General features: G+C 62.4%; 24 protein-coding genes. 14 read left to right on the top strand and 10 right to left on the bottom strand.

Features of this window, described 5'->3' with window-relative positions; genetic code table 11:
- Window positions 1–12: 12 nt before the first annotated feature.
- Together ligA and X760_RS64600 are read left to right on the top strand one after the other, a co-directional pair.
- A complete protein-coding gene (ligA, locus tag X760_RS64605) occupies window positions 13–2,220 on the top strand; it encodes an NAD-dependent DNA ligase LigA (protein ID WP_023721191.1) in 2,208 nt (735 codons plus the stop codon).
- The gene (locus X760_RS64600) at window positions 2,220–2,912 is read left to right on the top strand and encodes a TIGR02453 family protein (RefSeq protein WP_023721190.1); all 693 of its coding nucleotides are present in this window, start codon (window positions 2,220–2,222) and stop codon (window positions 2,910–2,912) included. The genes ligA and X760_RS64600 overlap by 1 nt, the downstream gene beginning before the upstream one ends.
- Before the next feature lie 16 nt (window positions 2,913–2,928).
- Here the strand turns inward: X760_RS64600 and X760_RS64595 are convergent, their stop codons facing one another.
- The gene (locus tag X760_RS64595) at window positions 2,929–3,726 is read right to left on the bottom strand and encodes a methyltransferase domain-containing protein (protein WP_031194584.1); all 798 of its coding nucleotides are present in this window, start codon (window positions 3,724–3,726) and stop codon (window positions 2,929–2,931) included.
- Window positions 3,727–3,968: 242 nt separating this feature from the next.
- Between X760_RS64595 and X760_RS64590 the strand changes: the two genes are divergently transcribed.
- Together X760_RS64590 and X760_RS64585 are read left to right on the top strand one after the other, a co-directional pair.
- The gene (locus X760_RS64590; RefSeq protein ID WP_023721188.1) at window positions 3,969–4,697 is read left to right on the top strand and encodes an AzlC family ABC transporter permease; all 729 of its coding nucleotides are present in this window, start codon (window positions 3,969–3,971) and stop codon (window positions 4,695–4,697) included.
- A complete protein-coding gene (locus X760_RS64585) occupies window positions 4,694–4,990 on the top strand; it encodes an AzlD family protein (RefSeq protein ID WP_023721187.1) in 297 nt (98 codons plus the stop codon). The genes X760_RS64590 and X760_RS64585 overlap by 4 nt, the downstream gene beginning before the upstream one ends.
- Before the next feature lie 42 nt (window positions 4,991–5,032).
- Here X760_RS64585 and X760_RS64580 read toward each other — a convergent pair whose 3' ends face one another.
- A complete protein-coding gene (locus tag X760_RS64580; RefSeq protein WP_245278683.1) occupies window positions 5,033–5,476 on the bottom strand; it encodes a cupin domain-containing protein in 444 nt (147 codons plus the stop codon).
- 46 nt (window positions 5,477–5,522) lie between these two features.
- Between X760_RS64580 and X760_RS64575 the strand changes: the two genes are divergently transcribed.
- A complete protein-coding gene (locus X760_RS64575; protein WP_084642880.1) occupies window positions 5,523–7,151 on the top strand; it encodes a winged helix-turn-helix domain-containing protein in 1,629 nt (542 codons plus the stop codon).
- 89 nt (window positions 7,152–7,240) lie between these two features.
- Here the strand turns inward: X760_RS64575 and X760_RS64570 are convergent, their stop codons facing one another.
- Entirely contained in the window at window positions 7,241–7,531 is a 291-nt protein-coding gene (locus tag X760_RS64570; protein ID WP_156948172.1) for a hypothetical protein, read from the bottom strand.
- A gap of 113 nt (window positions 7,532–7,644) precedes the next feature.
- Between X760_RS64570 and X760_RS64565 the strand changes: the two genes are divergently transcribed.
- Entirely contained in the window at window positions 7,645–8,535 is an 891-nt protein-coding gene (locus tag X760_RS64565; protein ID WP_023721183.1) for a LysR family transcriptional regulator, read from the top strand.
- On the opposite strand, the gene X760_RS64560 is transcribed toward X760_RS64565, so the two are convergent.
- A complete protein-coding gene (locus X760_RS64560; protein WP_023721182.1) occupies window positions 8,525–10,369 on the bottom strand; it encodes an aminopeptidase P family protein in 1,845 nt (614 codons plus the stop codon). The genes X760_RS64565 and X760_RS64560 overlap by 11 nt on opposite strands.
- A gap of 36 nt (window positions 10,370–10,405) precedes the next feature.
- Here X760_RS64560 and X760_RS79170 point away from each other — a divergent pair, with 36 nt between their 5' ends.
- Window positions 10,406–10,750, top strand: coding sequence for a hypothetical protein (locus tag X760_RS79170; protein WP_348633244.1), 345 nt, complete (start codon window positions 10,406–10,408; stop codon window positions 10,748–10,750).
- Between the two features lie 31 nt (window positions 10,751–10,781).
- Here the strand turns inward: X760_RS79170 and X760_RS64550 are convergent, their stop codons facing one another.
- Together X760_RS64550 and X760_RS64545 are read right to left on the bottom strand one after the other, a co-directional pair.
- The gene (locus tag X760_RS64550) at window positions 10,782–11,654 is read right to left on the bottom strand and encodes a 50S ribosomal protein L11 methyltransferase (protein ID WP_023721180.1); all 873 of its coding nucleotides are present in this window, start codon (window positions 11,652–11,654) and stop codon (window positions 10,782–10,784) included.
- Window positions 11,655–11,665: 11 nt separating this feature from the next.
- A complete protein-coding gene (locus X760_RS64545; RefSeq protein WP_023721179.1) occupies window positions 11,666–12,244 on the bottom strand; it encodes an SCO family protein in 579 nt (192 codons plus the stop codon).
- A 207-nt stretch (window positions 12,245–12,451) separates the two neighbouring features.
- On the opposite strand from X760_RS64545, the gene X760_RS64540 reads away from it, so the two are divergent.
- From X760_RS64540 to X760_RS64530, 3 genes are all read left to right on the top strand, one after another.
- Window positions 12,452–12,940 (top strand): CreA family protein, encoded by a 489-nt coding sequence (locus tag X760_RS64540; protein ID WP_023721178.1) that lies wholly within the window; start codon window positions 12,452–12,454, stop codon window positions 12,938–12,940.
- 96 nt (window positions 12,941–13,036) lie between these two features.
- Complete coding sequence (locus X760_RS64535; protein ID WP_023721177.1) at window positions 13,037–13,678, top strand: DapH/DapD/GlmU-related protein; 642 nt, start codon at window positions 13,037–13,039, stop codon at window positions 13,676–13,678.
- A gap of 87 nt (window positions 13,679–13,765) precedes the next feature.
- Window positions 13,766–14,197: a low affinity iron permease family protein gene (locus tag X760_RS64530; RefSeq protein ID WP_031194582.1), complete on the top strand. Its 432-nt coding sequence runs from the start codon at window positions 13,766–13,768 to the stop codon at window positions 14,195–14,197.
- 40 nt (window positions 14,198–14,237) lie between these two features.
- On the opposite strand, the gene X760_RS64525 is transcribed toward X760_RS64530, so the two are convergent.
- A complete protein-coding gene (locus X760_RS64525; RefSeq protein ID WP_023721175.1) occupies window positions 14,238–15,101 on the bottom strand; it encodes an SDR family NAD(P)-dependent oxidoreductase in 864 nt (287 codons plus the stop codon).
- Window positions 15,102–15,230: 129 nt separating this feature from the next.
- Between X760_RS64525 and X760_RS64520 the strand changes: the two genes are divergently transcribed.
- Complete coding sequence (locus X760_RS64520; protein ID WP_023721174.1) at window positions 15,231–15,512, top strand: hypothetical protein; 282 nt, start codon at window positions 15,231–15,233, stop codon at window positions 15,510–15,512.
- 122 nt (window positions 15,513–15,634) lie between these two features.
- Here the strand turns inward: X760_RS64520 and X760_RS64515 are convergent, their stop codons facing one another.
- Window positions 15,635–16,210 (bottom strand): TMEM175 family protein, encoded by a 576-nt coding sequence (locus X760_RS64515; protein ID WP_023721173.1) that lies wholly within the window; start codon window positions 16,208–16,210, stop codon window positions 15,635–15,637.
- Window positions 16,211–16,385: 175 nt separating this feature from the next.
- Between X760_RS64515 and X760_RS64510 the strand changes: the two genes are divergently transcribed.
- Window positions 16,386–17,573 carry an MFS transporter gene (locus X760_RS64510; RefSeq protein ID WP_031194580.1) on the top strand — a complete coding sequence of 396 codons (1,188 nt, stop codon included), beginning with the start codon at window positions 16,386–16,388 and terminating at the stop codon, window positions 17,571–17,573.
- A gap of 9 nt (window positions 17,574–17,582) precedes the next feature.
- On the opposite strand, the gene X760_RS64505 is transcribed toward X760_RS64510, so the two are convergent.
- On the bottom strand, window positions 17,583–19,055 hold the full coding sequence (locus X760_RS64505) for an MATE family efflux transporter (protein WP_023721171.1): 1,473 nt from the start codon (window positions 19,053–19,055) through the stop codon (window positions 17,583–17,585).
- A 199-nt stretch (window positions 19,056–19,254) separates the two neighbouring features.
- On the opposite strand from X760_RS64505, the gene X760_RS64500 reads away from it, so the two are divergent.
- Window positions 19,255–20,043: a L,D-transpeptidase gene (locus tag X760_RS64500; protein WP_023721170.1), complete on the top strand. Its 789-nt coding sequence runs from the start codon at window positions 19,255–19,257 to the stop codon at window positions 20,041–20,043.
- 147 nt (window positions 20,044–20,190) lie between these two features.
- Here the strand turns inward: X760_RS64500 and X760_RS64495 are convergent, their stop codons facing one another.
- Window positions 20,191–21,669, bottom strand: a complete 1,479-nt coding sequence (locus X760_RS64495; RefSeq protein ID WP_023721169.1) for an esterase-like activity of phytase family protein — start codon at window positions 21,667–21,669, stop codon at window positions 20,191–20,193.
- Between the two features lie 1,376 nt (window positions 21,670–23,045).
- On the opposite strand from X760_RS64495, the gene X760_RS64485 reads away from it, so the two are divergent.
- Window positions 23,046–24,104: a substrate-binding domain-containing protein gene (locus X760_RS64485; RefSeq protein ID WP_023721166.1), complete on the top strand. Its 1,059-nt coding sequence runs from the start codon at window positions 23,046–23,048 to the stop codon at window positions 24,102–24,104.
- Window positions 24,105–24,142: the final 38 nt, after the last annotated feature.

Genomic DNA, 24,142 nt, shown 5'->3' with positions numbered 1-24,142 from the left:
AGGGAGCAGTGTATGGACGAAAAACCAGTCGATTCGCTCAGCGAAAGCGAGGCGGCAAGCGAGTTGAAGCGGTTGGCGCAGGAGATCGCCGAGCACGACCGGCGCTACCATGGCGAGGACGCGCCGATAATCACGGACGCGGAATATGACGCGCTGACGCGGCGCAATCTCGCCATCGAACAGCGCTTCCCTGCTTTGCTGCGTGAGGATTCCCCCTCACGCAGGGTCGGCGCGCCACCGGCGGAAGGCTTTGCCAAGGTGCGTCATGCGGTGCCGATGCTCAGCCTCGCCAAGGCCTATACCGACCAGGATGTCGCCGATTTCATCGTACGTGGCCGGCGGTTCTTTGATCGCGACAAGGATCTGGACATCGCCTTCACGGCTGAGCCGAAGATCGACGGGCTGTCGGCTTCGCTGCGTTATGAAGGTGGTGTGTTCGTGCAGGGGGCAACGCGCGGCGACGGCGCCGTTGGCGAGGACATCACCGCCAATCTGAGGACCATCGCCGACATTCCCAAGACCTTGAAGGGATCGGGCTGGCCCGAGGTCATCGAAATACGCGGTGAGGTCTATATGACCTACGCGGAATTCGAGGCGTTGAAGCAGCGCTCGGCGGCGATCGGCGGCCAGGATTACGTCAATCCGCGCAATACCGCGGCCGGGTCGCTCCGTCAGAAGGACCCGTCTATTACCGCCAGCCGCAACCTCAAGTTCTTTGCCTACGCCTGGGGCTTTACCACAAAGGATCCGGCTCCGACCCAATACGATTCCGTGCAAAAATTCGCGGAGTGGGGGTTCAAGGTCAGCCCGCTGATGGTCCGGGCAAGATCGGTCGAGGAACTGGTCGCGCATTATCACCTGATCGAGACCCAGCGCTCATCACTGGGCTACGACATCGACGGCGTCGTCTACAAGGTCGACCAGCTGGAATTGCAGCGCAGATGGGGTTTCGTCACTGGCGAACCGCGCTGGGCCATCGCCCACAAATTTCCGGCCGAACAGGCGATGACAACCGTGCTCAGGATCGACATTCAGGTGGGCCGTACCGGTACGCTGGCGCCCGTTGCCCGGCTTGCACCCGTCACGGTCGGCGGCGTAGTGGTCGAAAACGTCACGCTTCACAACGAAGATTACATCAAGGGTCTGGACAGCAACGGCCAGCCGATCCGCGACGGCTATGACGTGCGTATCGGCGACACAGTGGTCATCCAGCGGGCAGGGGACGTCATTCCGCAGATCGTCAGCGTCGTAGCCGATAAGCGTCCGCCAGATGCCGTGCCCTACGAATTCCCGCACAAATGTCCGATCTGCGGCTCACCCGCAACGCGCGAGATCAACGAGAAGACCGGCAAGGAGGATTCCCGCCGCCGCTGCACCGGCGAACTGATCTGCCCTGCGCAGGCCGTGGAAGGATTGCGCCATTTCGTGTCACGCGGCGCCATGGATATCGAAGGCCTGGGCGCTGAAAACATAGATCTGTTCTTCAACGCCGGGTTGATCAAGACAGCCGCCGATATCTTTACGCTCAGGGATCGTCGTCCCGCCGTTACCAAGGCGCTGGCCGAGCGGCGGGAAGAGCAGGCCAGGCAGCGTGAGGCCGCGTCGGGCAAGACGCGCAAGAATGTACGCAGTGTCGAGGAACGCAACTACGACGGCCTCGACAAGCTCTTCGCTGCCATCGACGCTCGCCGCGAACCGGAACTCGATCGCTTCATCTTTGCGCTGGGCATCCGCCATATCGGCGAAACGACGGCCGCTGTGCTTGCCCGAACCTTCTCGACGATCGAGGAGTTGATCCGCATTGGCAAGGAGACAGCAGCGGCAGCCGATCCACACACCGTTTTTCCTTCGATCAACGGCATCGGCGATACGGTGATAGGTGCGCTTCGCGATTTCTTCGGCAATGAACGCAACGACGCCGTGCTTGAAGCGCTGCTCACACAGGTCCACCCGAAGCCATACATCGTGAACGTCTCAGCCGATAGTGCGGTCGCCGGCAAGACAATCGTGTTTACAGGCACGCTGGAAAAGATGACGCGCCCCGAGGCCAAGGCGATGGCCGAACGTCTCGGCGCGAAGGTCGCCGGCTCGGTTTCTGCGAAGACCGATCTCCTGGTAGCGGGGCCGGGCGCCGGTTCCAAGCTGAAGGACGCGACCAAATTCGGCATCGAGGTGATCGACGAGGACACCTGGTTGCAGCGGATCGGCAAGGGCGCGTGATGGCGGCTGCGTTCAACGGTTTTGGGCAAAAGGCCATTCCCTTCCTCAAGGCGCTGGATTTTCATCAGAGCCGGGAGTGGTTTTTGGAAAACCGCGACCTTTTCGAACGGGATCTGCGCGACCCCTTCGGCGATCTGGTCGAAACGCTCTCCGAGCGCTTCACGGCCGCGGGGCTCGGCCTGCGCGGCGACCGCAAGAAGTCGCTGTTCCGGATTAATCGCGATGTGCGTTTCGCCAAGGACAAACGGCCTTATAACCGGCATTTGTCGGCGATCCTTTCGCCTGACGGCACCAAGATGGAACAGGGCGTGTTTTACGTCCATATCGGGCTCGATCGCTGCTTTGCCGCCGTTGCCTGGTGGCAGCCCGGACCGGAGCTATTGCTGGCGCTGCGCAACGCGATCGCGAAGCGGCCGGCTGAATTCCGCACCCTCGTCGCGGCGCTGAAGAAGAACGGCCTCGAGCTCGACCCGGACGGCTGCATGAAGCGCACGCCGCGCGGCTTCGAGCATATCGCCGAGCCCGATCTCGCTGCCGCGATCCGCAATCGGCATTTTGCCGTCCGGCACGCAGTCGAGCCGGCGGATATTTATGGAGCTGGATTGGTCGACGAACTCGTCGACTTCGTCATGCGGGCAAAACCGCTGCTCGACTGGGGCAGGGCGATCGAAGGCAAGGCTTCGCCGCGCTAGCGGATAAATCAGACAGTCAAATGCGCCGCGCAGTGTAGAGGCTGGTGGTCATGTTGCGGGTTATGGAGCCTTGGAACTCGTCGCGGACGATGCGACCCAGCTCCGCCAGGATTGCTTTGCGGTCGCTGCGGATGTTGATGTTGGAAAAAGTGGCATAGAGGGCGACCGTCTGGTCAGGATCGAGGACGAGCGACCAGACACTTGTCCCATGTTCGATGGAATCGAACGCGCCGGTTCGCTCCAGCGCCGCCACGCGGGCCTCGGCATCAAGGGCGAACGGAATACCATTTGAGCCCGCCGAAGGGCTCGAAGGCCCTTCAAGCAGTGCCTTCGTCGCATCATGAAAGGGATCGGGGCGACTGTTGTCGCCGAATACATTCCAGACCATTGCCCACCAGCCGCCCGGCCGAAGCAGCTCGGCGACCTTGACCAGCGCGGTGTCCTCATCCAGCCAATGAAAGGCAGTGGCGCTGACGCCGAGATCAAAACCGGCCTTCTCAAGGACGGCATCCTCAAACGCAGAGACGCTCACCGAGAGCGCCTTGTCCTGAATAGTCTCGCAAAGGAAAGTCGCGAGGCGAGAATCCGGCTCGATGGCGAGCATCGGGCTCGCGCCCAGTTCGAGTAAGCGGCGCGTAGCAGTTCCTGTACCTGCGCCAATCTCGAACGTCGCCGTGCCAGGGGCGAGACGGCACCGTTCACATAGAATTTCGAATACCCAATCAGGATAGCCAGGCCGCGTCGCGTGATAGCTGCCGGGATCGGCGCCGAAGGCCAGGCGGCCGAATTTTGGATCGATGAAAAATTCGCTCATTGCAACCACCTCTGGGGAACCACCTCTGGCCTTGGGTCTGTGGCCGCCACTTTTGGCAAGGACCGATGGGCGCCAACGGATATGCCCTCCCAGGTGCCAAGCGTCTGATTTTTATCCACTGGGCACTGGAGCGCCTTGCCGCCCGCCTCAGCCATCACTTCCGCTGATCATTTGCCTCAATCGAATTGGTGTGACAAGGAGGGCGGCCCTCCCTACATACGACCGTCCCGAGGAGGCGATTGATGTCGGCGGAAGCAATCTCCGAAAACAGTGCGAAAAGCGATTTCTGGGACGGCGTGCGGCTCAGCATGCCCGTCGTGGTGGCATCGGCGCCGTTTGCATTGCTGTTCGGGGCGCTCGCAGTCGACAACGGGTTTTCCGTGCTCGAAGCGTTCCTGATGAGCGCAACGGTGTTCGGCGGCGCCAGCCAGATGGTAGGCATCGAGCTGTTCGGCCAGCATGTCGCGCCGTGGCTGATCGTGCTGTCGATCTTCGCGGTGAATTTTCGCCACGTGCTCTATTCGGCCGGTATCGGCCGGCGCATCGCGCATTGGCCACTGATCCAGCAGGCGATAGGCTATTTCGTGCTCACTGATCCGCAGTTCGCGATGGCCGAGCGCAAGGCGGAGGCCGGCGAAACCGTCGGGTTTACCTGGTATATGGGGCTTGGGCTGCCGGTCTATGTGTTCTGGGTCATCGAAAGCGCGCTCGGCGCGATGTTCGGCAAGCTTATTCCCGACACCCATGTGCTGGGCATCGACTTCCTGCTGCCGATCTATTTTCTCGGCCTGGTCATGAGCTTCCGCAAGCGGCCGCTGTGGCTGCCGGTGGTCATCGCCAGCGCTGCCGCCTCCATCATTGCGTACAAAACCGTCGGCTCGCCCTGGCATGTCTCCATAGGTGCGCTGGCCGGCGTGCTGCTCGCCGTCATCCTGCCGCCCCGCCACAGCGGCGTGGAGACACGGCCATGAGCACGACCTTGTGGATCATCGTCGCCGCTTCGATCGCGACCTATCTGACCCGCATCGGCGGTCATCTGGTGATCTCACGCTTCGACCATATCCATCCGCGCGTCGAGGCCGGGCTCAGCGCCGTGCCGGCGGCGGTGCTGACCACGCTGGTGGCGCCGGCGGCGCTCAGCGCCGGACCGGCGGAATGGGCAGCCTTGATTGTTGCCGGCCTGGTCTCGCTGCGCGGCGGGCTGATGGCGATGTTCCTGGCGGGTGCTGCCGTGCTGATCCTTGCGCGGCAGCTCGTCGGGTAGTGGACCGACGGAGTACGCCTGTCTTCCTGCCAGATCGCCGCTCTATGGTATTTTGCCGTCCATCTTCGGGAAGAGAATGACACTCTCCTGTGCGGTCGGTTCGTTGCGGGCGCCAATAAAGGTGGCCGGCGTGCTTGCCCGGTTCACGGCAACGTGAAGCACGTTGGCGGGAATGTAGAGATAGTCGCCGGGATGCACGAGGTCGCGAAACTGCAGTTCGTCCCCGCTCCACATCTCCAACTCGTCTCCGCTCAGCATATAAAATGCTGTTTCGTGGCGCGCATGGACATGGGCTTTGGTCCGCTTGCCCGGCGGGATTGAGGCGACGCCCAGCCAAAGGGCCTTCGCTCCGACGGTCTCAGCACTTATTCCCGGCAGATAGTCCGACCCCTGTTCGGCCCGATAAGCCTCGCCGCCCCTAACAACCAAAGCCTTTCCCTCGCTGGGCGCAGCACTGTCCATTGCGGCCGGCTGTTTCAACATCATCATCTTGAACCTCCATTTGTGTTAGTCTGTGCGAAGGAGGGCCAGAATGATCAGTCCCCCGTCCGAAGTCCTTAACAGGAGGCGAAAAGTTCCGAATTCTTCCGAAGCCGGAAAGCGAGATGCTTCAGCACCGCGACGCTTCGCGTTCGGGCCGTTCGTGCTCGACCTGCTGCGCGGGACGCTTGTTCGCGAGGGCAAGCCAGTTGCGGTCGGGCAAAAAGGCTTGTCGTTGCTTCAGGCCCTGGTGGAGGCACCGACGCAGGCGCTGAGCAGGACGGCCCTCATGGAGGCCGCCTGGTCCGATGCCGTCGTCGAGGAAAGCAATCTTTCGGTGCAGATTGCCGCCCTGCGCAAGCTACTCGGCCCGCAGCCGGACGGCAGCGAATGGATCGCCACCGTCCCCCGCACCGGATATCGCTTCGCCGGCAGTGTTCATGTGCTTGACCCCGCTGCAGACGATGCGCTTCCGAGCCAACTGGCGGGTCTCTCCGAAAGGGCGTCCATTGCGGTGTTGCCGTTCGCCAATGTCAGCGGCGACAGGGAACAGGCCTATCTGGCTGACGGCATCACCGAGGACATCATCACCGCGCTGACAAGGTTCCGATGGTTCCGGGTGATCGGGCGCAATTCCAGCTTCGTCTATAAGGACAAGTCGGTCGACTCCAAACAGGTGGCCCGCGAGCTTGGCGCCCGTTATGTCTTGGAAGGAAGTGTGCGCCGGTCCGGCCAGCAGATCCGGGTCTCGACGCAACTGGTCGATGCCGCCTCGGCCAATCAGATCTGGGCCGAACGATACGAGATGGAACTGACGGAGGCGTTCGCCGTCCAGGATGCCATAGCCGAGCGGGTGGCTGGTGCGATCGAACCCGAACTGCTCAAGACGGAGTCGCTCCCAGCCGTTGGACGCAACAGCGGAAATGCGACGGCCTGGGACCTGGTGCGGCAAGGTACCTGGCATTTTCACCACGTCGGCCGTCAAACTCACTTGCGTGGCCGCGAGTTATTTCGGCTGGCGTGCAAGCTCGATCCTGAACTCGCAGAGGCCCATCTCTGGCTCGGTCGGGTGAGCGCCGGCATCGTCGCTTACGGCTGGAGCGACAAGCCGGCACAGGATATCCGAGAAGGCCTGGATGCAGCCCTGAAGGCGGTTCGGCTCGACGAGAAAAATCCCTATTCGCATTATGCGCTCGCCATCTGCAGCATATATGCCAATGCGCAGGAACAAGCCGTTCTTGCTGCGGAAAGAGCGATCGAGATCAGCCCAAGTTTCGCCCTTGGTCATCTGGCTATGGGAATGGGGCAGCTTTTCCGCGGCAGCGCATCCGAAGCGATAGCGCCGCTCGAACACGGCCTTATGTTGAACCGGTACGATCCGCAGAACTTCGTCTGGTTTAATGTCCTGGCGCTCGCTTATCTATTTGCGGGGCAGGCAAACGAGGGGCTCGTCGCGGCGATTGAGGCTCGCAAGGTCGGTCCCACGTGGCGACCCACCTATGAAACACTCGCCTGCTGCTACGTCTCGCTTGGCCGTCTGCCGGAGGCAAGATCTTGCGTCGAACTGATGCGGGAGATGGAGAACCCTACAGGCGATGCCTTGGCGCCGCTCAGGCTGCGCAATCCACATTGGGCAGACCAGATGGCGGATCTGTTGAAGAAAGCCGGTTGGCAGCAGTAAGGCTGCGGTCAATCCCCTGCAGATTGGCGTCGTCTGTGTGATGTCGGTCACGCAGTTGTTGGGCAGCACAAGCCAGGTCGGCTTCGCACTCAGGGTGATGCTGCGGTCCGGTCGATAGCCGACCCACCGCCATTGCGAAAATCACCACTTCTGATCGTACGCTTCGCCGCAGCGCCCATAAGCCCAGCGAACGAAACAATAGCTCCTGCCCAGCCAGCAGGCTTCTTGAATATCGACGCGACCCGCGACAGGCTCAGCCGGATCGCCTCCGCTCTCTCCTGGTGGGCGCGACGCACGGCGCCGCTATAGAGCGCCTCGCGCTGCTTCGGCGTCAATGCGCTTAGATCGATCGGCTGGATGCCGAAGGGCTCAGGCGACATTTCCATCTCCCCTGGTTTGCCGTGTTGATCGGCAGCTACACCGACGATTTACGGGAAAGGGCTAATCAGCTAAAATGAATAATTAAGATCGTTATGTTCTCCAGGAGAGATATATGGATTTGGCCGATCTGCGCATCTTCCGCACGGTGGTGCGCGAGGGCGGAATCACCAGGGCAGCGGAAAAACTGTTTCGAGTGCAATCGAACGTGACCACACGCATCCGGCAGCTCGAGGAGGATCTCGGCGTGCAGCTGTTTATCCGGGAGGGCAAGCGCCTGCACGTATCGCCGGCCGGTCACAAATTGGTCGGCTATGCGGATCGGCTGCTGGCGCTTGCGGAGGAGGCGCGAACGGCGATGCTCGATCCACGCCCGCGCGGCACGCTTCGCCTAGGTGCCATGGAGAGCACCGCCGCGGCCCGGCTTCCAAGTCTGCTCGCCGACTATCACGCACGTTATCCCGAAGTGGAAATCCAGTTGCGCACCGGCAATCCTCAGGTTCTCGCGACCGCCATGCTTGCCGGCGAGCTCGATGCGGCGTTCGCCGCCGAGCCCATCGCCGACGCTCCGTTCGAAAAGCTGCCCGCATTCCAGGAGCAGCTGATCATTGTCTCGGCGGCATCGCGCGTTTCGATCGACGACCGCCTGGACATGCCCAAAACCATGATAGCCTTCGAGCACGGCTGCCCGCACCGCAAGCGGCTGGAACAATGGTACGCGCGCAGAGGGTTCATGGCCGAGAAAACCATCGAGCTTGGTTCATACCATGCCATCCTTAGTTGCGTGGTGGCTGGCATGGGCATAGCGCTGATGCCGAAAAGTGTGCTTTCGGGTTTCCCGGAGAGCCGCTGGCTAAAGCTGCACGAACTGCCCTCTGACGAAGACAACGCCGTCACGGTGTTGTTCTGGCGCAAGGGAGCCGGTTCTCCCAACGTCACGGCTTTGCAAGAACTGCTTGCGGAGCAAAGCCTGTCAACCGGCGTTGCCGCCGCCGCTATTGCTTAAAGTCGTGCGGCAGCGGGGCGGTTGCCTTTTCCAGCCAGGCCAGCGTCTCGCCGTCGAGCATCGGTCCGATCTCGGCCAGCACCCGCGCGTGGTATTCGTCGAGCCAATGCAACTCGTCACGCGTCAACAGATCCGACCGGATCAGCCGCTTGTCGATCGGCGCCAGCGTCAGCGTCTCGAAGCCATGCATGGCGATGTCACCGCCTTCGACCATCTCAGCCGGAGTGACCAGGACGAGATTTTCGATGCGGATGCCGTAAGAACCTTCCTTGTAATAGCCGGGCTCATTGGAGACGATCATGCCGGCCAGCAACTTTTCGGTGCCGGTCTTGGCGATACGCTGCGGGCCCTCATGTACGGCAAGATAGGAGCCGACACCGTGCCCGGTGCCATGGGCGAAATCGCAGCCGTGTCTCCATAGCGCCAGGCGCGCTACGGCATCGAGTTCGGAGCCGCGCGTGCCCAGTGGAAAGCGCAGCATGGAGATGCCGATCATGCCTTTCAGCACCAGCGTGAAGCGCTCGCGCATCTCTTCCGTCGGCGCGCCAATCGGCACTGTGCGGGTGATGTCGGTGGTGCCGTCCTGGTACTGTCCGCCGGAATCGAGCAGGAACAGCTCGCCATGCTCCAGTTTGCGATTGGTGGCGCGGGAGACGCGATAGTGCATGATGGCGCCGTTGGGACCAGCGCCGGAGATTGTGTCGAACGAGACGTCGCGCAGCGGCATCTGTGTTTCGTCGCCGGTTTGCCGGCGCGTCTCCTCGAGCCTGGTGACAACGGTGATCTCGTCGAGCGTGCCGGGTTCCTGACGGTCGAGCCAGCACAGCAGCTTGGCGACGGCGGCTCCGTCACGGCGATGCGCGGCGCGGGCGCCGGCGATCTCGGCTTTGTTCTTCGTTGCGCGTGGGATGCGGGCCGGATCCGGTGCGGCAGTGACGGTGCCGCCATTGTCCTCGACCAGCATGCTGAGCTTCTCCGCCGCCAGAGCGGGGTCCAGCGCGATTTTTGCACCGCCCTTGGCCAGGGTGACGATCGCTGTTTCGAATTCACCGGGTTCGTGCAATTCGGCGAGCTGCGTCAGATAGGCTGCGACGGTGCGTGAGAACTTGCGCTGGTCCATGAAAAGCAGATGCGATCCGTCGGCGGCGAGCACGGCAAAGCCGAGCGCCAGCGGTGTGTGCGGCACGTCGCCACCACGGATGTCGAAGGCCCAGGCGATGGAGGAGGGGTCGGTCAATACGGCATGGGTGGCGCCCTCCTTCTCGATGGCTGCCGCCAGCCGGACCAACTTGTCCTTGGCCAGTTCGCCGGCAAAGCCGATCGGGTGGATCTCGACCGGCGCCAGTGGCGGCCCGGGCTGGTCCTGCCAAATGGCGTCGATCGGATTTTGTTCGAGCGGCACCAGTATCGCGCCGGACTTGACGGCCGAGGCCCTCAGCGCCTTGACGTCGCTGATCGTATGCAGCCATGGATCGAAGCCCAACCGCACGCCCTTGCCGAGATTGTCCTTGATCCAGTTGGCCGGCGGGTTGTCGACAAGGCTCTCGATCGAAAAGATGTCGAGATCAACCTCCTGGCGCACCTGCAGCGTGTAGCGCCCGTCGACAAACATGGCGGCGCGCTTGCCAAGCACAATGGCGACGCCGGCCGAGCCGCTGAAGCCGGTCAGCCATTTCAGCCGTGCCGAGCGGTCGGCGACATATTCGCCCTGGTGCTCATCGGCGCGGGGCACGATGAAGCCGTCCAGCCCATTCGCCGCCAACCATTGGCGTAGCATTGCCACGCGCGGCTTGCCAACGGCCGGATCGCCGGCGGAATCGAAGGTCTGGAACATGTGGGCTCTCCTCGAATGCTGGCGCGACCGTAGCGCATGACCTCGAAAATCGGAATCGATTTTCGGAACGATCATGCCTGGTCGCGACAGCCTCTTTTTGCGCATGGAGGCCATGCAGAATCGGCGATTTCAAAAAGCGTCAGCAAGGCTTACCTTCTTAACGTGGAGGAACGTGTCTTATTGCCTGCAAAGGAGACCATCATGTCCACGATTTCAGCCAGACGCGGATTTTTCAGAAGCGCTGTGAACGCGCTGATCGAAGCTCGCCAGCGCGAAGCGAGCCGGTATGTGAGCGGCGTTTTGCTTGGCTTTGATGACGAAACGCTGAAAGCTCACGGCTACGATCGCGAAGAGCTGAAGAAAGCGGCGAACTCTCGCTAGGTCCGAGCGGATGCGTTGAAGGCGCGGCGCCTCAGCGCTTGAGATGGATCGTCACCCAGCCTTCGCGGTGCAAGGTGCGGACGTGCCGGAATTTCTGGCCGACATAGGCCGCGATCACCGCGTCGCGCTGGCGCTCGAGAATGCCTGACAAAACGATCGAGCCACCGCGCGCGATATGCCCGGCCATTTGCGGCGCCAGCCGCATCAGCGGCCGCGCCAATATATTGGCAATTATCAGGTCGAAGGGCGCACGCGCGGCAAAGATCGGATGATGAAAACCGGGTGCAGCCACCGTTTCAATGAGCGCCTTGACATGGTTCAGCCGCGCATTGGCGGCGGCCACCTTGACGGCGACCGGGTCGATGTCGGTCGCCAGCACTGGAATATGAGCGAGCTTGGCCACCGCGATGGCGAGCACCGCGCTGCCGGTGCCAAGGTCGAGCGCGTTGCGCGGATGCTCGCGCTCTATGACCTGCTCCAGCATTTCGAGGCAGCCGGCGGTGGTGCCGTGATGGCCGGTGCCGAAGGCAAGGCCGGCCTCGATCTCGATGGCGAGCTCACCGCTGTGGCGCTTCCTGCGGTCATGCGCGCCATGGACGAAGAAGCGCCCGGCCCGCACCGGCTTCAACCCCTCCAGCGAGCGCGCCACCCAGTCGATGTCGGGCAGCGCTTCGCGCTCTATCGATTTCGACAGCGACAGTCCGGCAAGGATGTCCCTAAGCCGCGCCTCGACCGCATCGACGTTGTCGTCCGCATAGAGCGATACTTCGTGGATGTCGCGGTCCTCGTCGACCTCGAGCACCGCAACCGGCAGGCCCTCATCGTCGAACGCCGCACCGAGCGCCGCGAAGATGCGATCAGCCTCGATCTTGCCCGCGGTGAAATACAAACGCGTCTGCGTCATTACCGGATATGTCAACCTTCCGCCACCAGCCGTTTGAGCTTGGCGATGGCGGCGTCCGGGCTTTCGCCATAGGCAATGGTGCCGGCGAAATCGCCCTTGGCATTGAGCAGCAGCACCGAAGCGGTGTGGTCCATCGTGTAGTCGCCGTCGTTCGTGTCGACTTTCTTCCAGTAGATACCGAAGGACTTGGCCATGGCGTGGACCTTGTCGGGATCGCCGGTGATGCCGAGGATGCGATCGGAGAAATTGCTGACATAGGTGTTCATGATTTCGGGCGTGTCGCGCTCCGGGTCGACCGTAACGAAATAGGCGCGCAGGTTCTTGCCGTCGTCGCCCATCGTCTTCAGCCAGCCGGCCAACTCGAAAAGCGTGGTCGGGCAGACTTCCGGACAATGCGTGAAGCCGAAGAAGACGACGCTGGGGTGGCCGCGAAAGGCGGCTTCGGTGACCGGCGCGCCCTTCTGGTCGACCAGCGTAAACGGCGCTCCGAACGGCTCGCCGCCATAATGTCCGCGGTACCAGTCGAAGGTGAGCCAGCCGATGCCTGCGGCCATCAAGAGCAGAATGCCGACCAGAATTGAACGCATCATCAGTGAAAGTCCGTCGTGATTTCCATCGGCCGCCATATTGGCGCCGTGAAGGCCCTGGCTTGGCGAACACTCTTAGCGGTTCGGTCGCGCCGACGCAAAGATGTCGCGTTGCCGCAACCGGCAATCCAGTGGGAAGGCGATCTGCTTGCAAAGCGCTGCCGTTCGTCCCACCTGAGGTCGGCAAAATTCGAACCGCAGGAGGCCTCTTTGCGAAAATTGATTGGCGGCGCGTTGGCCGCATGCCTGGTCATTGGTGCCGGCGCGGCCGTCGCCGAGGAAGTCGGCAAGGTCGGCGTCGATTGGCTCGGCAACGACATCATCGTCGAGGCGATCAAGGATCCGAAGGTCGAGGGCGTGACCTGCCACGTCTCCTATTTCGACCGTGGCATGATCGACCGCCTGCAGAAAGGCAACTGGTTCGAGGACCCGTCCGATTCTTCGATCTCCTGCCGCCAGACCGGGCCGATCACCATTGGCGATATCGACATGAGCGAGGCCGGCGAGGAGGTGTTCAAGCAAGGCATCAGCCTGATCTGGAAAAAGCAGGTGGTGAACCGGATCTACGACAAGGCCAACGAGACGCTGATCTACCTCTCGCATTCGCGCCAAGTGCAGGATGGCTCGGCAAAAATGTCGGTCACCACCGTGCCGCTCTACGGCCAGAACGTGGTGTGGACCAGCGGCAAGCCGAAATAGAGACTGAAGGTGCTACAGGGTCCTTGGCGCATCCAAACGGATGCGCGGCGCTGCACTCGGCTTGCGAGACTATGCGTGCCGGCGTAAAGCGCGCGCATGGACCGTCCCGAACACCTTGTCCTGAAAGATCCCGAGCCGCGCATCCATCCGACGGCGGAGCTGAAGGCTTGCAAGCTTGGACGCTATGCGTCGATCGGCGAGCGGGTCATCCTGCGCGAGGTGGTGGTCGGCGACTTCTCCTACTTCGAGCGCCACGCCGAGGCGATCTACACGACGATCGGCAAGTTCTGCTCGATCGCCGCCAACAGCCGCATCAATGCGCTGGAGCATCCGGTCGAGCGGCTGACGCAACACAAGATCAGCTACCGGCCCAACGAGTACTTCCGCTGGCTGGGTGTCGATCAGGCGTTCCGCGACCGGCGGCGGGCGAAAGCCGTCAGCATTGGCCATGATGTCTGGATCGGCCATGGCGCGGTGATCATGCCTGGCATAGTGATCGGCAATGGCGCGATCGTCGGTGCCAACGCGGTGGTGACGCGCGACGTGCCGGCCTATGCAATCGTCGCCGGCGTCCCGGCCAAGCCATTGTACCAGCGCTTCAGCGCGGAAACTGCGGCACGGATCGAACGTCTTGCCTGGTGGGACTGGCCGGTCGAGAAACTGGCCAGGGCAGTCCCCGACATGCAGGCCTTGCCTATCGAGGCTTTCCTCGACCGCTGGGAAAACGACGCCGCCTGATCGTTGCGAGCGCGGCGCGTGCGCTGTTTGACCGTGAATTCCTCCTCGCAGGGAACTCGAATCAGTTGCCGATTGTTTCTCCCTGCCATGATCGAAAAGCTGTTCACCAGGATCGCCAACCATATCGCCCATCTTGCCGGTCTGCCGCCGACGTTTGCCGTCTGTTTCCTGATCATTGTGGTCTGGGCGGCAAGCGGTCCGGTCTTCGGCTTTTCCGACACGTGGCAGCTCGTCATCAATACCGGCACCACGATCGTCACCTTCCTGATGGTGTTTCTCATCCAGAACACCCAGAACCGCGACAGTGCAGCGATCCAGGCCAAGCTCGACGAGTTGATCCGCGTCAGCAAAGCCAAGAATACCTTTATCGGCATCGAGCACCTGACCGAATCCGAAGTCGAGGAAATCCGGGCCAAATGTGAACGCGCGGCGAAGCGGCACGACGAACAGGTTGCCGACATGGCCGCACCCAAAGCCGTGGCCAAGAAGCGCAACGCGAAGAAGCACGCTTCGGCGTGAGGGAGCCTGTTGTCCGGGTTCCTGCGCGACGTTCGCCGGATCATTTCATGAATGCTGCAAAGGCTTCCTTGTAGTCCGGGTGCCAGCGCGACAGGGCAGGGCGGTTCTCGATGATGTCGCCAATCGCCCAAGCCATGCGCTTTTCGTCCATGGACCGGGTCGCCTCGTTATCGGGACACAGGATGTAGAAATCGCCACGCAGCACCGAGGCCAGCATGAAGTCGATGACCTGCTCGCCGGTCCAGGCGCCGGCCGGCTTTTCGGTCGCACCTTCGGTCAGGCCGGTAAAGGTAAACCCGGGAATGAGCAAATGCGCCGCGACATTGGCGCCGGGCTCGTTGCGCAGCGCGTGTGCAAGGCCCTCGGTATAGGTCTTCACGCCAGCCTTGGAGACGTTGTAGGCGAGGTTGCCGGGCGGCGTGGTGATGCCTTGCTTGGAGCCGGTGTTGACGATCAGACCCGGCTTTCCCGCCGCCAGCATGCGCGGCGCAAAGGCCTCGACGCCATGGATGACACCCCAGAAATTGATGTCCAGCAACTGCTTCCAGGCCTCGCGGTTCTCCCAGGGCTTGCCGGGGTTGTTGCCGACGCCGGCATTGTTCATCAGCAGCGAGACGTCGCCGAAGGCGCCGAATGTCCGTTCGGCCAGTCGGTCGAGCTCGTCGGCTTTCGAGACGTCAGTTGCAACGGCAAGCACGGCGCTCTCGCCGGCGATGGCGGCGACGGCGTGTCGGGCCTCATCGAGGCGTGCGCCGCCGATGTCGGCCAGCACGATCTTCATGCCCATCGCCGCTAGTCGTTTGGCCGCGGCAAGGCCGATGCCGCTGGCCGCGCCGGTGATGACGGCGACATTACCGGAGGCAAGTGCGGGCAGGGCGGTCTGGATCTCGGCGTTGGTGGTCATGATTTTCTCCTGTTCTGGCCGCGGCGAACTTAGCGCGGAACGAGGCTCGCGCAAGCCGATGCCGGTATCTTCGGGTTGACCGCGTCGGCGGGCGCTGCGCATGCTGATATCGAAAAAGGAGACTGACGATTGACCGACTGGATCGAGATCCTGAAAGAACAGACCGCAACCGGCGACCAGATGAGCCGCGAAGTGCCGCAAATGCTTGCCAATCCCGACATCAGCGAAGCGCAAGTGAAAACGCTTTTTTCGGCGCTCGAAAAACAGGCGGAGTTCGTCGAAAAGCTGCGTATGGCGCTGGAAAAGTTCGGCCATGATTTTTCAGTGATCAAGGCGGCCGAGCGGCTGGAGGAGCGCTACGCCGACCTTGCCGCCTCGGTAGCGGAAAAGCTGAAGGAAATGCGAGGCTAGAGCCTGTTCCATCCCGATAAAATTCGGGATGGGCTCTATCTTCTCGTTGGACCATGATCTTTTCCGAAAACCGGCATCCACTTTTCGCTGACGCGGTCCTTCGGTTCGGGATCATGGTCTGTCTATTTCTCGATTAGCCGCTCGAAGCGCCTGTCCGGCACTAACCAGATCAGCGCTACCAGGACATAGATCGAGACACCGATCCAGTGATTGACGAAGGTCAGTGCGACGGCGGCGATATAGAGGGCCAGCGAGATCTTTCCCTTGAGGTCATTGCCCAATGCCCTGGCGAAAAGGGTTTCGCTGCTGTGCAGTCGATGCAGGGCCATGGTGAGGATGTTGAAGCCGATGGCGCAGAGCGCCAGGTCGACGCCATAGACGGCGACCGGCACGGGCGCGAAATGGTTCTCACCCATGAAGGCTGTCGTCGCCGGCATCAGCGATAGCCAGAACAGCAGGTTGAGGTTCGCCCACAGCACGCGGCCGTCAACCCGCTGCACGGTATGGAACATGTTGTGCAAATTGTTCCAGTAGATGCCGACATTGATAAAGGACAGCACATAGCTGAGGAATATCGGCCAGAGTGGTGCCAGCGCGGAAAAATCCTCGCCATGCGGCACCTTCAATTCCAGCACCATGATGGTGATGATGATGGCGACCACGCCATCGGTGAATGCCTCGACCCGTCCTTTGCCCATGAATCTCCCCTGACAATCCGCTGAGGTTAAAAGAGGATCTCGCTCAGCGCCATCGGCAAAGCTGCCAAACTTGTCAGGAGCAAGTCGGGAAGGGGGAACGGCTGACGCGAAAAAGGCGTTTGGTGTCAGATCCCGAACAGCAAAAGGTCGAAAAATGACAGCTCACGCTCAAGTCATGACGCGCGATCACGAACTCGGCGGCAGCGCCGCAGCGGCTGCCGTGGCTGCCATGATCGCGGCTCTTTTCGCCGGCAGCACGGCGCTGACGCCGCTTTACATCATCTACAAGCAGGTCTTCGGCTTCTCGCAGATCACTTTGACGCTGGTCTACGCCGTCTATGTCATCGGCAATCTGGCAGCGCTGCTGATGTTGGGCCGTGTGTCCGATGTTATCGGGCGCCGTCCGATGGCATTGGCCGGGATGGCGGTGGCCGTCGTCAGCGCGGTGTTTTTCCTGTTCGCAGAAAATGTCGCGTGGCTCGACATCGCCCGGATTTTGAGCGGATTGGGAATTGGCGTCGGCGCCGGGACTGGGACGGCCTGGCTCGCCGAATTGCTCTCGGCCAACGACAAGTCACAGGCGGCGACGATTGCCACCAGCACCAATTTTCTCGGCCTCGGCATTGGTGCGCTGGGGGCCGGGTTGCTCGCAGAATACGCACCTTGGCCGCTCAGGCTGATATTCGTCGTCCACCTGGCGATGCTAGCGATCGTAACCCTGCTGATCTGGCGTACGCAGGAAACCGTTTCGCGGCCGGGAAAACTGGCTGACGTCTCGATGCGGCCGCGGCTTTCCGTGCCTGATGACATCCGCGCAAATTTCGTTGCGCCGGCGGTGACCGGCTTTGGCGCGATGGCGCTCGTCGGCTTTTATGCGGCACTCGCGCCGAGCATCCTGGCGCAGCAACTGCAGGTAGCCAACCATGCGGTAGCCGGCGCTCTGTTCTTTGAATTGTCGATCGTGGCGGCCGTCACCATTGTGGCGACGACGCGTCTTTCGAGCCGGGCCGCGATGTTTGCGGCACTTGCGCTGATGATCCCCAGCGTCGCACTGATCGTTGCGGCGCAGGTCTTCGCCTCGATGGCCATCATGGTCGCCGCAAGTGCTCTGTGTGGCGTGTCGGCAGCGCTCGGCTATCGCGGCGGCTTGCAAGTGGTGAACGAGATCGCGCCGGCGGACCGGCGCGCCGAAGTGGTCTCGGCCTTCTTCATCTGCTGTTTTTGCGGCAACGCGCTGCCGGTCATCGGCATCGGCATCCTGTCGACCGTGGCAAGCGCGACCGTGGCGAGCCTGGCCTTTGCCGGCATGATTGTCGTCTTTTCCCTGGTGGCGCTCGGGTTTGGCGCGAAATACGCGCGCTGAGCCGGCCTTTCAGCCGTTCGGCGTCTCGGGCGAAAGATGCGCGCGCTGGCGCGGCACGCCGAGGCCGGTATCCGGCGGTTCGCCGGCAGCCGGCCGGCTCTCGATCATGTGCACGCTGCGCCAACGGCCGAAGCGATAATAGGCCGTGGCCAGCACGAGCGAGGTTATCGAGCCGGCCGGAAAGCTCCACCACAACGCTTCCTCACCGATCGCACTTCGAAAGAAATAGGCGAAGCTGGTGCGCACCAGAAGTACCGAGATCACCAGGATGATCAGCGGCGGCATCACCGCGCCCGTGGCACGCACAGTGGCGAAGAGCACGATGGTGATGCCGAACAGGATGAAGGACCAGGATGCGACCTTGTTGATGTGAGTGGCGATGTCGATCGCTGCACTGTCGCTGCTGAGGAAGAGGCTGAGCACCGCGCGATCGAATACGAACAGCAGCGCGACAAGCACGCCGGTAAGCACAAGGTTGAAGCCGACGCCGGACGCGGCGATGCGGCCGATCCGGTCCCAGCGCCCGGCGCCGACATTTTGCGCCGCCATGGACGAGACCGCGGCGCCGATGGCGAGCGCCGGCATCTGGATATAGGTCCAGAGCTGGGCGGCTATGCCGTAGGCAGCCGCGACCTGCGAGCCGTAGGCATTGACCATGCCCATCACAGTCAGCGCCGCGGACGAGACGACGATCATCTGCAGGCCCATCGGCACGCCCTTGAAGACGACAATGCGCAGCAGCGCCGGGTCCGGCCGCAGCAGAGCAAGATTGGCGCCGGCCAGCCGCAGCGGGTGCTTGCGCGCATAAAGCACGATCAGGATGGCAAGCACGCTTACCGTCTGGCCGATCAGCGTCGAGGTGGCCGAGCCGGCGATGCCGAGTTCGGGGAACGGGCCGATGCCGAGAATAAGCAACGGGTTCAAAATGACGTCGAGCACGACGGCCAGCGCCATGAATAGGAAAGGCGTGCGCGAATCGCCGGCGCCGCGCAGCACCGTCATGACGAAGGACAGCAGGTTCATCATCGGTACGGCGAGAAAAATGATACGCAGATAGGAGCGCGCCAGCGGCAACGCATCGGCCGGCGTGCCGAGCGCATTGAGGATTGTATCGACCCAGATCCAGCCGCAGACCGCGAACACCACCGAGACAAGGAAGAAGAAGGTGGCGCTGGTGCCGACGATGCGGCGGGCTTCGGGCAGATCGCGGGCGCCGACCGATTGCGCGACCAGGATGGTCGCCGCCATGCCGATGCCGAAGACGGTGCCGAGGATGAGAAACAGCACGAGGTTGGCATTGGACGTGGCGGTCAGCGCCGCTTCGCCGAGGAAACGACCGACCCAGACGGCATTGATTGAGCCGTTGAGCGACTGCAGAACATTGGAGCCGAGCACCGGCAGGGCGAACAGCAGCAATGTACGCGGGATAGGTCCACTGGTGAGGTCGCTGGCCCGCCGGCGCGCGGGCATCTTGTCGTCCATGGCAGGCAACTCGGCGAAGGCTTATCTTGAGTCCGGTCCGCAATGATTGCCGATTTAACGAGACAGGTCGACGCAGCGTTGCGAATTCCGCCTGGCGTGCCTTGATCCAATCATGTTCTCAAAGCTTCCGGAATCGTATATTGATCCTGCACGCGTGGGGCCGCATCTTTCCTGGATCTCATGGGCAAGCCGGGGGTTCATGTCCGATATTCCGCTGTTTTTTGAGCGCCTGAACCGGCGTGCGTTTCTTGGTGCATCCGCTTTGGGCGCGGCCTCCGTGGCTCTTTCGGCGTGCACCACGACGGACGTAGCGCCGCCGCCAGTGACCGCGGCGCCAAGCGATCCGGCTTTCGGCGATGCCGCAAGTATGTATGCGGCGCGCGTCGACGAGGGCTATCAACTGCCGGCAATCCCGGTAGCCAAGGTCGATCCGAAATTCGTGCGCCAAATCGTGTCCGATCCGACCGGAGAAAAACCCGGCACGATCGTCGTCGATACCTCCGAGCACTTCCTCTATCTGGTGCGCGACGGCGGCAAGGCAATTCGCTATGGCGTCAGCCTCGGCAAGGCCGGTTTCGGATGGACCGGCAGCGCCGTGGTTCAGGCGAGGAAGAAGTGGCCGGTCTGGACGCCGCCGCCGGAGATGATCCAGCGCCGGCCGGAACTGGCGAAATACAAGGACGGCATGCCGCCCGGCCCGCACAGCCCGCTGGGCGCACGCGCGCTATATCTCTTCCGCGACGGCAAGGACACGATGTACCGGCTGCACGGCACGCCGGAGTGGGATTCCATCGGGAAGAACGCTTCCTCCGGCTGTGTGCGCTTCATGAATCAGGACATTATCGACCTCTACAGCCGCGTCGACGGCGTCGCGCCGGTCTTCGTGCGCCCGAACCTGTCGGCCGCCGGGAAGATCGCCGCCGTGTCGGACAGGACGGCCGAGCCGATCGATGCGGGCGTGCCAAAGGACGCGGAGATGTTGAGGTAAGTGCCTTCGACGGATCATCAGTCTTAGGTTTTGCAAACCCACTAGAACACAATCCTTGTGCCGGCGAGCCGCAACTGAAGGGCCCGACCGTTCGATCGTGCCAGGCAGGCGGACGCGTTCGGCGCGTCCGCCTGCCTGGGGGTGTCGCTACTTCCCGGCGAGGCCTGGAAGCGTGACCTGATAGACCAGGAACATCGTGTCGACATCGGCGCCATCTTCGGCCTTGTAGGCCGCGCCGACCTGGAAGCCGTCCTGGGTGAGAAAGTCATTGTCGTTGGCGACGAACAGGAAATAGTCGTCGGGCCGTGTTGGATCGAGGACGCTCACCACCGACATCGCCTCCCACTTCTCCGAAAGGTTGTTGCGGTCATTGGGCGCGCCATTGTGCAGCCCGAAGCGGCCGAGCTCATTCTTGTCGTTGATGTCGATGAACGGCGTCAGCTTGGCCGGCGTCACCGAGGGATCGAGCTCACCTTTGGGCGCAACCGGCTTGTCCTTGTCGAACTCGGTGCCGGCGATGTCGGTTGCCGCCGACACATCGACGACGCTGATCTCGCGATGGAGCGAGGTGTCGCCCTTCATCCCCTGGCCGTTGCCGCTGTCGCGCGCCAGCATCAGGAAGGTCTTGTCCGACAGAGCCACGATTTCGCTCTGCGCGGCAATCTTGGTCTTGCCCTTGGCATCGGTGAACACCGGCAGCGGCACCACATATTCATGCGCAAGCTTGAGTTGGGCCGAATCCGAGGCATCGTAGACCAGCGCGCGCGTGTTCTGGCGCGTCGAAGCGGAATCGCCGCCATCCTGTCTGGGGGCCGATTGCAGCACAGCGATCAGGAACTTCCCGTCCGGCGTCAGTGCCATGCCTTCGAGGCCCTGGTTGTTCTGACGGCCGGTTTCGGGATCCTTCGGATCTGGGTCTGCCGCGCCCGGTCCCGGATTGTTGGACGCGAAGTTCGGCGTTCCATGACGCATCGGGACAAGCGCCGCCGGTGGCTGTGTTGCCGACATCAGACGCCCATCGGCGGAGAAGTGGTAGATGTTCGGACCATATTCGTCCGAGATGAACATGGTGCCGTCGGGCAGCCGCGCGATCGCCTCGTTATCGAGCGCGAGCTTGCCGTTGGCTTCGGGCAGGATCGGCATGTCGTCGGTCGCGGCGCGCACGCCGTTGAGCGGATCGAGGCCGGTTGCGTCGGCGCCCTTGTCGTCGGTCAAAAGCATGGTGTCGGCAAGGGTTGCCTTGAGGCCCGACTGTTCCTGGCCGGCGGCTGGTGCCGCACCCGGTGCGATCGGGGCGAATTCGATGGCAATCGTGTTGATGCGCGGACGGTAATCGGTGGTGCCGACGACATTGTAGCCACGATCCGGCAGCAGCCACAGCGAGCCCTTATAGCCATCGGCGCCATGCGTCCAGCCGGCAGCGTCGATCGCCATGCCCGAGCCGGAGCCAAACGTCTCGCCGAACTTGTCCCTTTGGCTGGCCGGGATGCGACCGACACCGACCAGGCCCTTGTTGACGAAGCTGACGCCGCCGACGGTCGCTGCGTTTTCAGCCAAGGCCGGGGTCAAGGCGGTGAACATCGCCAGCGCGACTGCGAGGGACGCGTTTCGGTGCAGGTTTTTCATGGAAATCCTCTTTGTGACAAAACAGCCGGGATCTGAAAAAGCGCCGCGTCGCATCGAGAATGCCGCGAAAGCCTTCGGAGAAGCGATCTAGGACGCGAACATGATACTTGCGTGACAGTGCTGCGCTTGCTTGTCCCCGCGTGGTCGCAACTGGCCTGAGCATGGCGAATTCGTCGTCGCCGAACGAGCAATTAACAACTTTACAAATAATCATTCTTATGTAAAGTTATGATAATGAAAGGTTCCCGATGACAGCCTGCCGTTTCGCCACCCGCCTCAATTCCTTTGCCTCGCGGCCACAGGCCGAGTGGCCCGATCTTGTCGGCAAACCGTCCATGCTGCAAATGGCGGCACGTGCGGCGAAGGTTGCGGAGTTGACCGATCTCGACCTCAACTTCCCCGACCATNTCCCTACACGACGCTCTTCCGATCTCATGCTGCAAATGGCGGCACGTGCGGCGAAGGTTGCGGAGTTGACCGATCTCGACCTCAACTTCCCCGACCATGTCGATGAAAAACCTGCGGAAATGGCACGCAAACTCGGCGATCTCGGGCTTTCCATCAATGGCTTCGCCATGCGCTATTACTCTAATCCGGCCTTCAAGCTCGGGGCCTTCACCAATCCGGATCCTTCCGTTCGCCGCGAGGCAATCGACCTGACCAAGGCCGGCATCGACGCCGCGCGCGAGGCCGGCGCCAGCCTGATGACATTGTGGTTAGGGCAGGATGGCTTCGACTACGCCTTCCAGGCTGACTACGCAACACTCTGGCAACACGAAATAGATGGCATTCGTGAAGTTGCGGCGCATGATCCGGGCTGTCAGATCAGCCTTGAATACAAACCCAACGAGCCGCGCTCCTACAGCCTGATGCCCGATGCGGCGACGACCTTGCTGGCGATCCGCGAGATCGGCCTGCCCAATCTCGGCGTGACGCTCGATTTCGCCCATGTGCTCTATGCCGACGAGCAGCCGGCTTTCGCCGCCGCCCTCGTGGCACGGCACAGCAAGCTACTCGGCGTGCACCTCAACGATGGCTACGCCAAGCGCGACGACGGCTTGATGGTCGGTGCCGTGCATACGCTGCAGACGATCGAGCTGCTCAGGCAGATCCGCCGCGACGGCTACGCCGGCGCCATCTACTTCGACACGTTCCCCGACATGACCGGGCTCGACCCGGTCCACGAATGCCAAGTCAACATCGCGACCGTCAAGCGCATGCTGCGCGTCGTCGATCGGCTGGACGGCGACAACCGCCTGTCAGCCGCCGTCGACCGTCAGGACGCGATCGCGTCGCAGGCCATCATCCAGGAAGCCATGCTCGGGCCGGACAACTGAGGCCGGCCATCACCGTTTTTCAACAAGGGAGGAAAGACCATGAAATTTCTGCTCGTCACCGCTACCGCTGCCCTGATGGCGCTGTCCATCGGCTCGGTGTTATCCGCGGACCTCGCGCCGCTCAGTTCCGACACCGAGAAGGATCGCGTCGACTGGTCGCAGCTCGAGGCCAAGTTCGGGGCTTTCCCCAAGCTGCCCGAGGGCACCAAGGCGGGTGCGGTCTCCAAAACGCTGACCAACGAATACTGGCGCTCGCTGGGCGAGGGCTACAAGTCGTTCGGCGACCGCATCGGCGTGCCCGTCGTCTACCAGGCGGCGCAGAGCGAGGGCGACCAACTCGGCCAGCTCACTATCGCCGAAGGCCTGGTCACGCAAGGCTACAACGTGCTGCTCGTTTCACCGCAGACCGACTCCAACTTGCAGCCGATCATGGAACAGGCCAAGGCAGCCAACGTGCCGGTGGTCAACGTCAATGACGCGGTCATCCCGCAGGCCGAGTATTATGTCGGCAATGTCCAGCGCGACAATGGCGTGCGCGTCGCCAAATGGTTCATCAAGAACCGGCCGGATGGCGGCAAGGTTGCCATCGTCGAAGGCCAGGCTGGCGTCTACGCCGCCGTCCAGCGCACCGACGGCTTCAAGACCACAATTACTGAAGCCGGCAAGTTCGAGGTCGTCGCCAGCGTGCCGGGCAACTGGGATCGCCAGACCTCCTACGACGCGGCCACCAACATCCTGCAGCAGCACCCCGACCTGATCGGCTTCTATGCCAACAATGACGGCATGGCGCTGGGCATCGTCGAAGCGGTCAAGGCGGCCGGTCTGCAGGACAAGGTGGCCGTCTTCGGCACCGACGGGATTTCCGACGCTTATGCCTCGATCCGGGCCGGCAAGCTGACCGGTACCGTCGACAGCTTCCCGGTGCTGACTGGCGAGGTGGCGCTGGAATCGGCGCTGCGGCTGGTGGCCGGGCAGAAGCTGCCGCGCGTCGTCGCCACGCCGCAGGCGCTGATCACCAAGGACAATGCCGACCGTTACTCCGGCGGCGGCGATGCCGTGCGCAAGGCACTGCTCGAGGACGCGGCAGCAGGCCAATAGAGCAGGCGGCGGGTGCCGGCCTTGGGTTGGCACCTTGC

Source organism: Mesorhizobium sp. LSHC420B00 (genome assembly GCF_000503055.1).
Taxonomy (GTDB): domain Bacteria; phylum Pseudomonadota; class Alphaproteobacteria; order Rhizobiales; family Rhizobiaceae; genus Mesorhizobium.
The sequence above is the reverse complement of the archived record's forward strand: the minus strand, read 5'-3'. Positions and strand labels throughout refer to the sequence as shown.